Annotated in this window: 11 protein-coding genes; all 11 read left to right on the top strand. The window is 60.1% G+C overall.

Annotated features, from left to right (window positions below; genetic code table 11):
• Positions 1-103: 103 nt before the first annotated feature.
• The 11 genes from AAAB16_RS12835 (at position 104) to AAAB16_RS12785 (ending at position 15,358) form a co-directional block, all read left to right on the top strand.
• The gene (locus tag AAAB16_RS12835; RefSeq protein ID WP_340663672.1) at positions 104-2,371 is read left to right on the top strand and encodes a TonB-dependent receptor; all 2,268 of its coding nucleotides are present in this window, start codon (positions 104-106) and stop codon (positions 2,369-2,371) included.
• 339 nt (positions 2,372-2,710) lie between these two features.
• Positions 2,711-3,910, top strand: a complete 1,200-nt coding sequence (locus AAAB16_RS12830; RefSeq protein WP_340663671.1) for an MFS transporter — start codon at positions 2,711-2,713, stop codon at positions 3,908-3,910.
• A 1-nt stretch (position 3,911) separates the two neighbouring features.
• Positions 3,912-4,694, top strand: coding sequence for an ABC transporter permease (locus AAAB16_RS12825; protein ID WP_340663670.1), 783 nt, complete (start codon positions 3,912-3,914; stop codon positions 4,692-4,694).
• Between the two features lie 9 nt (positions 4,695-4,703).
• The gene (locus AAAB16_RS12820; protein WP_340663669.1) at positions 4,704-5,474 is read left to right on the top strand and encodes an ABC transporter permease; all 771 of its coding nucleotides are present in this window, start codon (positions 4,704-4,706) and stop codon (positions 5,472-5,474) included.
• A gap of 36 nt (positions 5,475-5,510) precedes the next feature.
• Complete coding sequence (locus AAAB16_RS12815; protein WP_340663673.1) at positions 5,511-6,290, top strand: ABC transporter ATP-binding protein; 780 nt, start codon at positions 5,511-5,513, stop codon at positions 6,288-6,290.
• Between the two features lie 234 nt (positions 6,291-6,524).
• Positions 6,525-7,694, top strand: a complete 1,170-nt coding sequence (locus tag AAAB16_RS12810; RefSeq protein ID WP_340663668.1) for an efflux RND transporter periplasmic adaptor subunit — start codon at positions 6,525-6,527, stop codon at positions 7,692-7,694.
• Positions 7,691-10,816, top strand: coding sequence for a multidrug efflux RND transporter permease subunit (locus AAAB16_RS12805; RefSeq protein ID WP_340663667.1), 3,126 nt, complete (start codon positions 7,691-7,693; stop codon positions 10,814-10,816). The genes AAAB16_RS12810 and AAAB16_RS12805 overlap by 4 nt, the downstream gene beginning before the upstream one ends.
• Positions 10,817-10,824: 8 nt before the next feature.
• Positions 10,825-11,505: a heavy metal response regulator transcription factor gene (locus AAAB16_RS12800; RefSeq protein ID WP_340663666.1), complete on the top strand. Its 681-nt coding sequence runs from the start codon at positions 10,825-10,827 to the stop codon at positions 11,503-11,505.
• Positions 11,495-12,877, top strand: coding sequence for a heavy metal sensor histidine kinase (locus tag AAAB16_RS12795; protein ID WP_340663665.1), 1,383 nt, complete (start codon positions 11,495-11,497; stop codon positions 12,875-12,877). Before AAAB16_RS12800 ends, AAAB16_RS12795 begins: the two co-directional genes overlap by 11 nt.
• Positions 12,878-13,252: 375 nt before the next feature.
• Positions 13,253-14,629 (top strand): nucleotide 5'-monophosphate nucleosidase PpnN, encoded by a 1,377-nt coding sequence (gene ppnN, locus AAAB16_RS12790; RefSeq protein WP_340663664.1) that lies wholly within the window; start codon positions 13,253-13,255, stop codon positions 14,627-14,629.
• 102 nt (positions 14,630-14,731) lie between these two features.
• Positions 14,732-15,358, top strand: coding sequence for a flavin reductase family protein (locus AAAB16_RS12785; RefSeq protein WP_340663663.1), 627 nt, complete (start codon positions 14,732-14,734; stop codon positions 15,356-15,358).
• Positions 15,359-15,399: the final 41 nt, after the last annotated feature.

Below are 15,399 nucleotides of genomic sequence, written 5' to 3'. Positions count from 1 at the left end.
CTCCCTGCTATCTCCCCTTCAGCAATGCAATTAATCAGCACCACTCAAGAGCGAAACACCATTCGCCGAGTACCGCGTTTATTACTGTTGTCCGGGAGGGAATATGCAAAAGATCAACCCCATTACTAAAGGTATCTGGCTGGCATTTGTACTAAGCAGTGCCACTGCCAGCAGCCAATTGTTGGCCGCGGAACAACCCGCCAGCGATGCTAAAACCACAGCCGAAAGCGACAGCACGCCAACGCTCAAAGCCGTCACCGTAACCGCCCAGCGTAAAGAAGAAACCTTGCAGGAAGTGCCGGTGGCGGTATCGGCGATTAATGGCACAAGCATCACCGCCGACGGTGTGCGTTCGATGGGCGATATCACCACGTTTGTACCTAATGCTGCGGCGAAAAACCCTGATGGTGACGGCCGCCCGCGTTGGTATATCCGTGGCCTGGGCACTGGCGATACCGGTGCAGCCACGGTGTATCCAGTGGGCATCTACGCCGACGACGTGTATTTGAATGCGCCGGTGGCTGGCGGTGGGCCGTTGTTCGACCTCGAACGCATTGAAATTCTGCGCGGCCCGCAAGGCACGCTGTACGGCAAAAACACCACCGCTGGTGCCGTCAATGTGATCTCGAAAAAGCCCACCTTCGACACCGACGGCTACGGCACCATTGGTGTCGGCACCAAGAGCGAACGTATCGTCAACGGCGCCATTGGCGGCGCCTTGGTTGATGACAAGCTGGCGGGCCGTGTGTCGATTTACTCGGAAGAGCGCGACGGCTTTACCCGCAACGAGACGGCCGACCAGAGCTATGGCGACGTCAACAAAAAAGCCTTCCGCGCCCAGTTGCTCGGTCAGTTCGGCGACAACTTCGAAGCCTTGTGGAAGGTGCACGGCCGCCAGTTCAAGGGCGACGGCAGCAGCGGTTCATTGCCGGTGGGCACCTACTACCCGCCAGCCAACTACCAACGCCCCGATGGCCGCAAGATCGAGCTGAACGTCAACGAAGACTATAAGCTCGACCACGACGGTACGTCGTTGACCCTGAATTGGGATCTGGGTGGCTACACGCTCACCTCGATCACCGCCTATGACTACATTCGCAACCAGTCGCTGATCGACGCCGACTACAACCCCTATGAGGTGTCCGGGCGCACCGACACCGACAACGAATACAAGCAATACAGCCAGGAGCTGCGTTTTGCCTCACCGCAAACCGAAGCCTTGCGCTGGCTGGTGGGGGCCCATGCCTTCCACGAGGAGCTGGACAGTTCCGCCGTGCGCAACGTAGTGCCGGGCCTGACCGCCAACGGCACCAGTAACCAGACCGGCACCGTGTACCGCGACCTGAACTACGACCACAAAAACAACAGTTACGCGCTGTTCACCAACCTGACCTACGACTTCACTGACGACTTCACCGTTACCGGTGGCCTGCGCTGGACTACGGAGAAGAAAGAGATCGACCTGAACCTCACCCAGTTGCGCAGTGTGTCCGGCGTGCGGGTGCCAGTGCTGGGTGCCGATAACAACGGCAACGTCGAAGAAAGCAAAGACTGGGAAGCCTGGACGTACGACCTGACCCCGGAATACCGCATCAACGACAACCTGCGAGTGTTTTTCCGCTATGCCCACGGCTTCCGTTCCGGTGGTTTTAACACGGGCTTATCGGGCGGTTTGTCGGGCTTGACCACGGTGGACCCGGAAGAACTCGATTCCTATGAACTGGGGTTGAAATCGGAGTGGCTGGGCGGACGCATCATCGCCAACGCCACCGCCTTCTACTACGACTACACCGACATCCAGGTCAACCTGCTGACCGTCAACAGCGGCATCCTCACCACCGCGCTCACCAACGGCGCGCAAGGCAAAGTGAAAGGTGCGGAACTGGAATTCGAAGCCCAAGCCACCGACTACCTGCACCTGCGGGCGGCGCTGTCGCACCTGGATACCGAATACACCGACTTTAAAAACGTAAACCCCACCACTGGCGTCGTGACGGGCGACTACAGCGGCAACCGCTTCGTGCGCTCGCCAGAGCAAGTGATTTCCCTCGGCGCTGACTACACCATTCCCCTGGGTGGTGCCGGCAAACTGGTGGCGGGCGCCGACGCCAGCTACCGCGGCAAGGAATACTTCCTCGCCGACCGCCAAGACGAAGACACCCTCAGCCAAGACCACTACACCCTGGCCAATGCACGCCTGAGCTGGTTTAACCACGACGAAAAACTCAGCGTCACTGGCTTCGTCAACAACCTCACCGACCGCCGCTACCAAGTACACGGCCGCCCCAATGGTGCGGTTGGCAGCGGCCAATACGTCATCACCTACGGCGACCCACGCACTGTTGGCGTAAGCGTTACCTCACGTTTCTGATAGCGGCTTGGGCAACAAAAAAACGGAGCGAGTGATCGCTCCGTTTTTTCGTTAACCCTCTAAACGCGCACAGCACACCCTTGCGTAGGGTGTGCTGTGCGCACCAAGGCGCTTGATGCAGAAGGCCTGCTGCTCCAGCAACACCCCAGCAGCAACACCCCTGTTCCGCCATCAACACACCGGCCTACAACCCACGTATTGCCTGGCCTTCAGCCCTTGGCCCAGCTCTTGCTCTGGCCTTGGTTATTAAGCAGCAACCCAAGGAATATGCATGTCCACCCCGCTCAATTTGCTCGCCGCACGCGTTGCAGCCATTGGCGCTTTTACAAGGCCTGATTTGTGACCAGCTCGCGTACCTCGTTTCTGCTCAACTTTATGCTGCTGGCAGCCTTTAGCGGCGCCACCATCGGCATGGCCAAGATCGTTACCACGTTGTACGCGCTGCACCTGGGCGCCAACTCCATGCAGGTGGGCATTATCTCGGCGATGGAGTCCCTGGGCATGATTGTGCTCACCCTGCCGGCCGGGTTTGTGATTGCCCGTTATGGCGCACGGCGGGTGTATTTCCTGGCCAGCGTCGGGCCAATGCTGCTTAACCTGGCCATTCCGTTGTTTGGCCATTGGTTGTGGCTGGCGGTGGCGCGGCTGCTGATCGGCCTGTGCATTCCGTTTCGTATCGTGTCGATGAACAGCGCCTTTTTGCAGCAGCTGCGGCATATCGGCAGCAGCAAGGCCGGCTGGTATCGCGGCGCCCTTACGGTGGGCATGGGCTTGATCGGCCCGCTGCTGGGTAACTGGCTGAGTTCCAGCAGCAGTTTTACCGTTGCCTTTGTGGTGATCGGCTTGGCCTTTGGCGCCATGGCCGCTTATAGCCTGGGCTTTTGGAGCGATGCGCCAACCGCGCCGGTAGCAGACGTTGGCCAAGCGCAGGCCACGGGCATGTTGGCCGATATCAAAGCCATGATCGCCAACGTCGAGATCGCCGAAAGCTGCCTGATTGAGTTGGTCGGCAGTGCCACGGCGTCACTGTTTGGCACCTTTATTATTTTGCTGGCCATGGATGTAGCGGCGCTCAACCAAACCCAAGCGGTAAGCCTGGTGATGGTTCAGGGTCTGGCCTCGGTCACCGCCCTTTTCACCCTCGGCTATGTGTTGCAACGCAGCGGCCGGCCCTTTGCTTATATCGCCAGTCTCAGCGCCGCCCTCTGTGCCTTGCTGCTGCTTGGTTTTGCCCACAGCTATTGGCTGCTGGCCCTCGGCGGCGTGCTGCTAAGCACCGGCACTGCCCTGATTCATCTGGTGAACATGACCCAGATGAGTGAGCACAGCATGGACAAAAGCAAGATCTCCGGGCTGTTCAACCTGGCCAGCATGCTCGGCAGTTTTAGCGGCGCCATCGTTGGCGGCGTGCTGAGTCATTACGTCGGCCTGGCCAATCTTTTTCTCTGCTGGATTCCCGTGGTGCTGGTGATGGCCGTGGTCTGCCGCATGCGTGCTGTACGCCGGCAAGCAGCGCCTGTTTTGTTGAGTGAGGTATGACATGACCGCTTTAGTAAGCGCTTTATCGTGGAAGCGGCTGCCGGTGAAACTCACCTGGCTGATTTCGCCCCTGGCACTGTTGGCACTATGGAGTTGGGCCACCAGCGCCGGCCTGTTCCCCAAGACCCTGCTGATTCCGCCACTGGAGGTGCTGCAAGCCTTTAGGGAGCTGTTGGCCAGTGGCGAGTTGCAGGAGCACCTGGCCAACAGCCTCAGCCGCCTGGGCTTAGGCTTTGTGCTTGGCTCACTGAGCGGCCTGGCCTTTGGCGTGCTGATGGCTTTGTCGAAAACCGTGCAGGTGTATTGCGGGCCGCTGTTCCATGCCATTCGACAGATCCCCAGCATCGCCTTGATCCCGATGTTTGTGCTGTTCTTTGGCATCGAGGAAACCTTCAAAATCGTTATCGTCGCCAAAGCCGCGTTTTTCCCGGTGGCCCTGGCCGCCAGCGAAGGGGTGAAAGCGATTCCCCGCAGCTATTTCGAAGTGGCCAACGTCTATCGCCTGCCCTGGCCCACGCTGGTGAAAGACATCGCTTTCCCCGCCGCCGCACCGCCAATTATCACCGGCCTGCGCATCAGCCTGACCCGTGCCTGGGTGGTGCTGGTGGCCGCTGAACTGCTGGCGGCCGACAGCGGCCTGGGGCAAATGATTGAGATGGGCCGGCAGATGCTGCGTATCGACATTGTGATGGTGGGCGTAGTGGTGACCGGCGTGATCGGCTTCGGTCTGGACTTTGGCTTTCGCCTGTTGGAACGCCGTTTGTTCCGCTGGCAAGCCCGTTAGGAGATGGCGATGAATCTATTGAACCGCCTTAAACCCCTGCGCGGCCTGGTGCTGCCGATACTGCTGGTGGTGCTCTGGGACGCCCTGTCGCGCCAAGGCGCCTCCTGGGCTTATGCCGTGGTGCCGGTCAGCAGCATTGGCAATGCCTTTGTTGAGCTGGTGGGCAACGGTGAGCTGCTGACCAACCTGCTTGCCAGCCTGGCACGGACCAGCAGCGGCCTGGCCTTGGGCATTTTATTTGGCGTAACCGTTGGCGTGCTGATGGCGCTGTCAAAGGTGGCGGATCGTTTGGTCGGGCCGCTGTTCCATTCGATCCGTCAGGTGCCGATGCTCGGCTGGATTCCGCTGATTGCCATGTGGTTTGGCAATGGCGAAGTGTCCAAGGTGTTGATTGTCACCCTCGCCGCCTTTTACCCCATGGTGCTGAACACCTACGAAGGTTTTAGCGGCGTGGACAAACGCTACCGCGAGGTCGGCCGCGTGTTGGAGCTCAGCCGTTTCCAGCAATTCTTCCATGTGCTGCTGCCAGCCGCCGTGCCCAGCATCGCCAACGGCGTACTGCATGCCCTGGCGTTTGCCTGGGTCACGGCGGTAGGCAGCGAGTTGTTCCTGTCATCCGGGGCCGGCTTGGGCAACTTGATGATGAATGCCGAAGCCGGCGCGCGTATGGAGATCATTGTGGTCAGCGTGCTGTGCATCGGCCTATGCGGCTACGTCATGAACCTGCTTTTTTCCCGCCTGAGCCGCTATGTGCTGCGCTGGCGCAATATTCGTGGATAGGTGAACCCTGTGAACGCACAACTCAAACAAGCTCCCCTGGCGCCGCAGGCCGCAAGCGCTGTGGCGCCTCCAGGTGCCCTGCAGATTCAGGGTTTGTCCAAGCAATACCGCATTGAAGGCCAACCGTTGCAGGTGCTGCAGAACATCAACCTCAACGTAAACCCTGGCGAATTTGTCAGCATTATCGGCGCCAGCGGCTGCGGGAAATCCACCCTGCTGCGCCTGATCGTTGGCCTGGATGACGACTACAGCGGCGAGATTCTGCTCGACGGCCAACGCATAACCGCCACCAGCCTGGAACGCGGCATCGTCTTCCAAGACCACCGCCTGTTCCCGTGGATGACAGTGGAAAAGAACATCACCCTGGCGCTGAAAAACCAGCCGCTTGCCAAGGCCGAAAAGCAGCGCCTGGTGGCTGAACATATTGCCTTGGTTGGCCTGACCGGCTTTGAGCAGGCCTATCCGCACCAGCTCTCCGGCGGCATGGCCCAGCGCGCTGCCATTGCCCGGGCGCTGATTACCAAACCAAAAATCCTGCTGCTGGATGAACCGCTCGGGGCGCTGGACGCGCTAACCCGTGTGCACCTGCAACGCGAGTTGCAACGCATCTGGGTGCAACAGCGCAGCACCATGATTATGGTCACCCATGACGTAGAAGAAGCGCTGTACCTGGGGGACCGGGTCATCGTTTTGGACTCGTACCCAGGGCGGATCAAACATGAAATCCAAGTGGATCTTCCCCATCCACGGGACCGTGCATCGCCGGTGTTGCAGCGCTTAAAAGACGAGCTGCTTAACGAGTTGACCGGGCATTAAAAACTACCGCGTAGGGTTTGTTGTGCGCACCCTGGCGTTCACCGGGGAATCGCTTGATGCGCACACCGTACGCGGACCGGCACACCCAACGGAGCGCGTTCGCCGTTGCGACGCTGGCTGTTGCCCAAAAACGAAACTGACATTCCGGTCATTTAGCCGTCACCCTGATGACCGCCTTGAACAGGTATAAGGGCACGCTACCTGTTACCTATTTCCTGTACTGGCGTCATCTGCATGCGCACTCGCACCAAACTCGTGGTTTCTGCTGTTGTTGTGCTGGTGGTGGCCGTGGCGGCCAACCGGTTGTGGCCGAAGGCCGAAAGCAAAAAAACAGCCGGCCCGCTGGGCATTCCCGTGCATGTGGTGCCGGTTAAACAACAGGATGTACCGCGCTTTATCAGTGGCATCGGCACGGTGTTGTCGCTGCACAGCGTGGTGGTGCGCCCGCAAATTGATGGTGTGTTGACTGAGTTGCTGGTGAAAGAAGGCCAATGGGTCAAGGCCGGCGACTTGATGGCGAAGATTGATGACCGTGCCATTCGCGCCAGCCTCGATCAGGCCAAAGCGCAGCTGGGCCAAGCCCAGGCGCAGCTGCATGTAGCCGAGGTCGACCTGAAGCGCTACAAGCTGCTTAGCGTGGACGACGGCGTGTCCAAGCAAACCCTCGACCAGCAACAAGCCCTCACCGACCAATTAAAAGCCACTGTACTGGGCAACCAAGCCTCGATTGCCGCCGCGCAAGTGCAGTTGTCCTATACGCAAATTCGCTCGCCGGTAGCCGGCCGCGTGGGCATTCGCAACGTCGATGCCGGTAACTTTCTGCGCGTCAGCGATGCCCAAGGCCTGTTTAGCGTGACGCAGATGGACCCCATCGCCGTCGAGTTTTCCCTGCCGCAGAACCAGCTGCCGACCTTGCAGCAATTGCTTAACGCGCCGAGCCCGGCACGGGTCAACGCCTACCTCAGCGACCACGAACAAACCGGCACCCTGCTCGCCCAGGGCCAGTTACGCCTGATCGACAACCAAGTCAGCGCCACCACCGGCACCCTGCGGGCCAAGGCCGAGTTCACCAATGGCGCGCAAACCCTGTGGCCCGGCCAATTGGTGACGGTAAAAGTACAAACCGCGGTCGATCAGGGCGCGTTGGTGGTGCCTCCGCAGGTGGTACAGCGCGGGCTGGAGCAGTATTTCGTGTACCGGGTAAACGGCGACAAGGTCGATAGCGTGCCGGTCAAAGTGCTGCATCAGGACAGCGAGCTGACCATTATTCAAGGCGTACAGCCGGCGGATATTCAGGCCGGTACGGTGTTGGTTCGCGATGGCCAATCGCGCCTGAAACCGGGCGCAAAAATTGAAGTGCTCAGCGATGAACCGGCCGCCGCCACCGCCCAGGTGCAGCCATGACAGGCGCGCAGCTAAAAGACGTTGCCGCCAAAGGCCGTGGCTCGGTATCGGCGTGGTGTGTGGACCACCCCGTCGCCACCCTGCTACTCACCTTTGCCCTGGTACTCCTCGGCCTGATCGCCTTTCCACGCTTACCCCTGGCGCCGTTGCCGGAGGCTGAATTCCCCACCATCCAAGTCAACGCCCTGTTGCCCGGTGCCAGCCCGGACACCATGGCCTCCTCGGTGGCCACGCCGCTGGAGGTGCAGTTCAGCGCCATTCCCGGCATGACCCAGATGACCTCCACCAGCGCCCTGGGCTCAACCAACCTGATCTTGCAATTCACCCTGGACAAAAGCATCGACAGCGCCGCTCAGGAAGTGCAGGCAGCAATCAACACCGCGGCCGGCAAGCTGCCGCAGGATATGCCCAGCCTGCCAACCTGGCGCAAGGTCAACCCAGCGGACAGCCCGGTGCTGATCCTCGCCGTTAGTTCATCGCAAATGCCCGGCACTGAACTCAGCGACCAGGCGGAAACCATTCTGGCCCGTCAGCTGAGTCAGATTGATGGCGTCGGCCTGATCAATATCAGCGGCCAGCAGCGCCCCGCGATTCGCGTACAGGCCTCGCCAGACAAGCTTGCCGCCCTTGGTTTAACCCTCGCCGACCTGCGCACCGCCTTGCAGCAAACCAGCCTTAACCTGGCCAAGGGCGCGCTATATGGCGAGTCGAGCATTTCCACCCTGTCGACCAACGACCAGCTGTTTCATGCCGAGGATTACGGCCAGTTGATCGTCTCTTACAAAGACGGTGCGCCGGTGCAGCTGCACGATGTGGCGCGGGTAATTGAAGGCTCGGAAAACGCCTATGTGCAGGCCTGGTTTAACGACCAGCCGGGGCTCAACCTGGTGATCTTCCGCCAGCCTGGAGCCAATATCGTCGACACCGTCGACCGCATTCAGGCCGAACTACCGCGCTTGCAAGCCATGCTGTCGGCCTCGGTGCAGGTGTCGGTGCTTAACGACCGCACGCAAACCATTCGCGCCTCGCTGCATGAAGTGGAAATCACCCTACTGATTGCCGTGCTGTTGGTGGTGGCGGTGATGGCGCTGTTTCTGCGTCAGCTCTCGGCCACTCTTATCGTTTCCAGCGTGCTTGGCGTATCGCTGATTGCCAGCTTTGCGCTGATGTATGTGATGGGCTTTAGCCTGAATAACCTGACCCTGGTGGCCATCGTTATTTCCGTCGGCTTTGTGGTGGATGACGCCATTGTGGTGGTGGAAAACATTCACCGCCATCTGGAGGCCGGCGATGGCATGCGCGAGGCAGCGATCAAGGGTTCCAGCGAAATTGGCTTTACCGTTATTTCCATCAGCTTCTCGCTGATTGCCGCGTTTATTCCGCTGCTGTTTATGGGCGGCGTGGTCGGCCGCTTGTTTAAGGAATTCGCCTTGACGGCGACCTCGACCATTCTGATTTCTGTGGTGGTCTCGCTGACCCTGGCGCCAACGTTGGCGGCGTTATTTATGCGCGCCCCGCAGCATAACGGCGAGCCGCGCAAAGGCTTTGGCGATTGGCTGCTCAGCCGCTACGACCATGGCCTGCGCCGCGCGCTCAACCATCAGCGGCTGATGCTCGGGTTGTTTAGCGTCACCTTGGCGCTGGCGGTGGTTGGCTATGTGTTTATCCCCAAGGGTTTCTTCCCGGTGCAGGACACCGGCTTTGTACTCGGCACCACCGAGGCAGCGGCGGATATCTCCTACCCGGATATGCTCGCCAAGCACCAAGAGCTAGCCAAAATCGTTGCCGCCGACCCGGCCGTTAGCGTGTTTTCCCATTCGGTGGGCGTCAGTGGCAACAACCAGACCATCGCCAACGGCCGCTTCTGGATCACCCTGAAACCACGCGGCGAGCGTGACGTATCGGCCAGCGAATTTATCGACCGCATTCGCCCGCAGCTGATGACCGTGCCCGGCATCGTCCTCTATCTGCGCGCTGGCCAGGACATCAACCTCAGCGCCGGCCCCAGCCGCAGCCAGTACCAATACACGCTGAAAAGCAACGACGGCCCCAGCCTCAACCTGTGGACCCAACGCCTGACGGACAAGCTGCGCAGCAACCCGATATTTCGCGATATCTCCAACGACCTGCAACTGGGCGGCAGCATCACCCATATCAGCATCGACCGCAGCGCCGCCGCGCGTTTCGGCCTGACCACCAGCGATGTCGACCAAGCGCTGTACGACGCTTTTGGCCAACGGCAGATCAGTGAATTTCAAACCGATACCAACCAGTACAAGGTGATTCTCGAACTGAACGAGCAGCAGCGCGGCAAAGCCGAGAGCCTGAACTTCTTCTACCTGCGCTCACCGCTAAGCAATGAAATGGTGCCGTTATCGGCGCTGGCCAAAGTGGACGCACCCACCAGCGGGCCGTTGTCGATTGCCCATGACGGCATGTTCCCGGCCGCCAACCTGTCGTTCAACCTCGCCCCTGGCGTGGCCCTGGGCGATGCCGTGCGTGAACTGAATCAGGCCAAGCTGGAAATCGGCATGCCGGCAGAAATCGCCGGCAACTTCCAAGGTGCAGCGCAAGCGTTCCAGAGTTCGCTGGCCAGCCAGCCGTGGCTGATCCTCGCCGCTCTGGTGGCGGTGTACATCATTCTGGGCGTGCTCTATGAAAGCTTTGTGCACCCGCTGACCATTATTTCCACCCTGCCCTCAGCGGGCCTGGGTGCGCTGGTGATGCTCTGGCTGTGCGGCCAGGATTTTTCCATCATGGCCTTGATTGGCTTGGTGCTGCTGATCGGCATTGTGAAAAAGAACGGCATCCTGATGATCGACTTTGCCCTGCATGCCCAGCGTGAACACGGGCTAACGCCACAAGAAGCGATTTACCAAGCCTGCCTGACGCGCTTCCGGCCAATTATCATGACCACCCTCGCCGCCCTGCTTGGCGCCCTGCCGCTGATGTTTGGCTTTGGCACCGGCGCCGAGTTGCGCCAACCGTTGGGCATCGCTGTGGTGGGTGGATTGTTGGTGAGCCAGGCGCTGACGCTGTTTACCACCCCGGTCATATACTTGGCCCTTGAGCGACTGTTCCACCGGCGCGAGCCGGCGCTGCTCGCAGCACCTGAACACTGAGATCTGCCATGCGCATTCTGATTGTCGAAGACGAAGAAAAAACCGCCGACTACCTGCACCGAGGCCTTACCGAGCAGGGGTATGCCGTGGACGTCGCCCCGGATGGCATTGAAGGCCTGCACCTGGCGCTGGAAAACGATTACGCAGTGATTGTGCTCGACGTCATGCTGCCCGGCCTCGACGGTTTTGGCGTACTGCGGGCGCTGCGGGCGCGCAAACAAACCCCGGTGATCATGCTTACCGCCCGCGAGCGGGTCGAAGACCGCATCCGTGGCCTGCGCGAAGGTGCCGATGACTACCTGGGCAAACCGTTTTCCTTTCTCGAACTGGTCGCCCGCCTGCAAGCCTTAACTCGCCGCAGCGGTGCCAGCCAGGAGCCGGTACAAATCAGCATTGCCGACCTGGCCGTCGACCTCATCAGCCGCAAAGCCACCCGCGCCAGCCAGCGCCTGGACCTCACCGCCAAGGAGTTCTCGCTGCTTAGCGCCCTGGCCAGGCACCAAGGCGAAATCCTCTCGAAAACGGCGCTGGCGGAAATGGTCTGGGACGTGAATTTCGACAGCGACGCCAATGTCGTGGAAGTGGCGATCAAACGCCTGCGCGCCAAGCTCGACGGGCCGTTCGCCAACAAACTGCTGCACACCATTCGCGGCATGGGCTATGTGCTGGAGAGCCGCCATGGCGAGTGAACATGCCGGGTTAAGCAAATCCATCGCCTTACGCATGAGCGCGCTATTTACCCTAGTGGCGCTGCTGGTATTTCTGCTGATTGGCGGCGCCCTTTACCAGCAAGTGGACAAGGGCATGAACATGCTCCCCGAAGCCGAACTGGATGCGCGCTATAGCGTGCTGGAGTCCGCCATTGACCGCTTTGGCACCGACGAGCACTGGGTCAAGATCACCAACAAACTCAAGCTGCTTAGCGAAGAAGACAAGCGCATTCGCTTCTGGGTGGTCAGCGGTGATCCGCACTTTGAATTTGGCAACCCCGACGCCGCCATCCGCGAATTTGCCAACGGCCCGCTGGGCATTCGCGAGCTGCAAATCAGCGACCGCACCTACCCGCAGAAGGTGCTGGTCAGCCAGTTTCAAGCCAAAGACGGACGGCCGCCGCTGCGTTTTCTGATTGCCATCGACACCGAAACGTTCTGGCAAACCCAGCACCACCTGCTGATAGCCCTGCTTAGCCTGGCGGTTGTCGGCGTGCTACTGGCCTCGGCCTTGGGGTATTGGGTGGCACGTATTGGCCTGCGGCCATTAATCAAGCTGTCGGCAGAAGCGGAAAAACTCACGCCACCGCGTTTATCCGGGCGCTTGCAACTGTCGGCGTTGCCGCCCGAACTGCAGCAGTTCGCCAGCGCGTTTAACACCACCCTCGGCCGTGTAGAGCAGGCCTACACCCGCTTGGAATCGTTTAACGCCGACGTCGCCCACGAACTGCGCTCACCGCTGACCAACCTGATTGGCCAGACCCAAGTGGCGCTAACCCGTGGCCGTTCCGCCGAACATTACTTCGAAGTGCTGCAATCCAACCTCGAAGAACTGGAACGCCTGCGCTCGATCATCAACGACATGCTCTTCCTCGCCCGCGCCGACCAGGGCGACAAAGCCACCCAACTGACCGCCACCTCGCTGGCCGACGAAGTGGCCACGGCAGTCGACTATCTGGACTTTATCCTCGAAGACGCCGGCGTTCAGGTGCAAGTGCATGGTGACGCCCAAGTGTTGATCGAACGCGCGCATTTTCGCCGCGCACTGATCAACCTGCTCAACAACGCCGTGCAACACACCGCGCCTGGGCAGACCATCAACGTGCATATCAACCGCCAGGAACAGCGCGTGAGTATTGGCGTGGCTAATCCGGGTGAGGTGATTGTTGGCGAACACCTGCCACGGCTATTCGAACGTTTCTACCGCGTAGATGCCGCGCGCAGCAACAGCGGCGCCAATCATGGGCTGGGGTTGGCCATTGTTAAGGCGATAGCTTTGATGCATGGCGGTGAAGTGTTTGTAGATAGCCGCGATGGGGTAAATACCTTTGGCATGTACCTACCGGCATAAGACCGCTGCCCTCACCCCTAGCCCCTCTCCCGCAGGCGGGCGAGGGGAATGAACCGAGTTCATCGCGCCTACACCGTCAGGCGCCTGGGTGGGGGAATGACCGAGTTCGTCGCTCCTACACCGTCAGGCCCCCTCTCCCGCTTGCGGGAGAGGGTTGGGGTGAGGGGCCGTTGATTTGGCTCTGATTGGCTGGCATAACCCCTTCCACCCCCGGGCTACAGCACTTCCGTAGGTTGGGTTGAGCAAAGCGAAGCCCAACGCGGTCTCACAATGACGTATCGTTGGCCCGCCCCGTGCTGGGCTTCGCTTTACCCAACCTACGCATAAGCTCCCGCACACGGCACACTACCCGCACCCCCATTCATGGAACTCAGAATGCGCCACAGACAAGTAATCAACGCCTCCGTCAGCCCCAAAGGTAGCCTGGAGACATTGTCCCAACGCGAAGTGCAGCAACTCAGCGAAGCCGGTTCCGGCAGCATCTACGCCCTTTTCCGCCAGTGCGCCCTGGCAATTCTGAATACCGGCGCGCAGATCGATAACGCCAAAACCATTCTCGACGCCTATAAAGACTTCGAAGTGCGTATTCACCAGCAAGACCGTGGCGTGCGCCTGGAGCTGTTGAACGCACCGGCCGATGCCTTTGTGGATGGCGAAATGATCGCCAGCACCCGCGAAATGCTGTTCAGCGCCCTGCGCGATATCGTCTATACCGAGAACGAGCTGGACAGCCAGCGCATTGACCTTGACACCTCGCAAGGCATCACCGATTACGTCTTCCACCTGCTGCGCAACGCCCGCACCCTGCGCCCCGGTGTCGAGCCGAAAATCGTCGTCTGCTGGGGCGGCCACTCGATCAGTACCGAGGAATACAAGTACACCAAAAAGGTCGGCCACGAGCTGGGCCTGCGTAGCCTCGATGTATGCACCGGCTGCGGCCCTGGTGTGATGAAGGGCCCGATGAAAGGCGCCACCATCAGCCACGCCAAGCAGCGCATCACCGGCAGCCGTTACTTGGGTTTGACCGAGCCCGGCATTATTGCCGCCGAGGCGCCAAACCCCATCGTTAACGAGCTGGTGATCCTCCCGGATATCGAAAAACGCTTGGAAGCCTTTGTGCGCGTCGGCCACGGCATCATCATTTTCCCCGGTGGCGCCGGTACGGCCGAAGAGTTCCTTTACCTGCTGGGCATTCTGATGCACCCGGACAACCGCGAGCTGCCCTTCCCGGTCATTCTCACCGGCCCGCGCAGCAGCAAGGCTTACTTCGAGCAACTGCACGCCTTTATTGGCGCGACCTTGGGCGAGGCAGCGCAAGCGCTGTACCAAATTGTGATCGACGACCCTGCCGAAGTGGCGCGGCAGATGACCCAGGGTTTGAAGCAAGTGAAACAGTTCCGCCGCGAGCGCAACGACGCTTTCCACTTCAACTGGCTGCTGAAAATCGACGAAGGTTTCCAACGCCCCTTCGACCCAACCCACGCCAATATGGCCGCGCTCAAACTCAGCCGCGAGATTCCTCCCCACGAACTGGCCGCCAACCTGCGCCGCGCGTTTTCCGGCATTGTCGCCGGCAACGTCAAAGCCCCCGGTATTCGCCTGATCGAAGAATTCGGCCCGTATGAAATCCATGGCGACCCGCAAGTGATGGCGCCGCTCGACCTACTGCTGCAAGCGTTCGTCGAACAGCATCGGATGAAACTGCCCGGTGGCGCGGCGTATGTGCCCTGCTATCGCGTAGTCAGCGGTTAACGCTGCGTAGGGTGTGCTGCGCGCACCAAGGCGAACACAAAAATCGCCCGGTGCGCGCAGCACAGCCTACGGCGGTCAAACAAATACCCAGGGGTGCCCCTAATGCGCGAATTCCATTATTACGAACCCAAGCTTGGCCACGGCCTAAAACACGATCCCTTAAATTCGATTGTGGCGCCGCGCCCCATCGGCTGGATTTCCTCGCAAAGCGCCGACGGCACACTCAACCTGGCGCCGTACAGCTTCTTTAACTGCTTTAACTACACCCCACCGATCATTGGTTTCTCCAGCATTGGCTGGAAAGACAGCGTGCGTAATATCGCCGCTACCAAAGAGTTCGTCTGGAACCTGGCCAGCCGGCCGCTGGCCGAGCAAATGAACACCAGCTCGGCCTTGGTGGCGCCCGACGTGGATGAATTCCAATTGGCCGGGTTGGCGACAGCGCCCTCGCGCCTGATCAAACCGCCACGGGTGCTGGAAAGCCCGGTGTCGTTCGAATGCCGGCTCAGCGATATCGTGCAACTGCAAAACGCCGATGGCGGGCTTATTGATACCTGGCTGGTGCTGGGCGAAGTGGTGGCCGTGCATATCGACACAGCAGTGCTGGAAGACGGCGTCTACAACACCGTACTGGCCCAGCCGATCATGCGCGGCGGCGGCCCGACCGATTACTTCGCCATCGAAGAAAGCCAGCGTTTTCATATGCACCGGCCGGTGGTTGAGCGCTAACGCTGCGGGGTGTGCGGCGCATGAATTGTCGTCTGCGCAAA

The organism is Pseudomonas sp., from assembly GCF_037994325.1.
In the GTDB taxonomy this organism is placed as follows: domain Bacteria; phylum Pseudomonadota; class Gammaproteobacteria; order Pseudomonadales; family Pseudomonadaceae; genus Aquipseudomonas.
The sequence above is the reverse complement of the archived record's forward strand: the minus strand, read 5'-3'. Positions and strand labels throughout refer to the sequence as shown.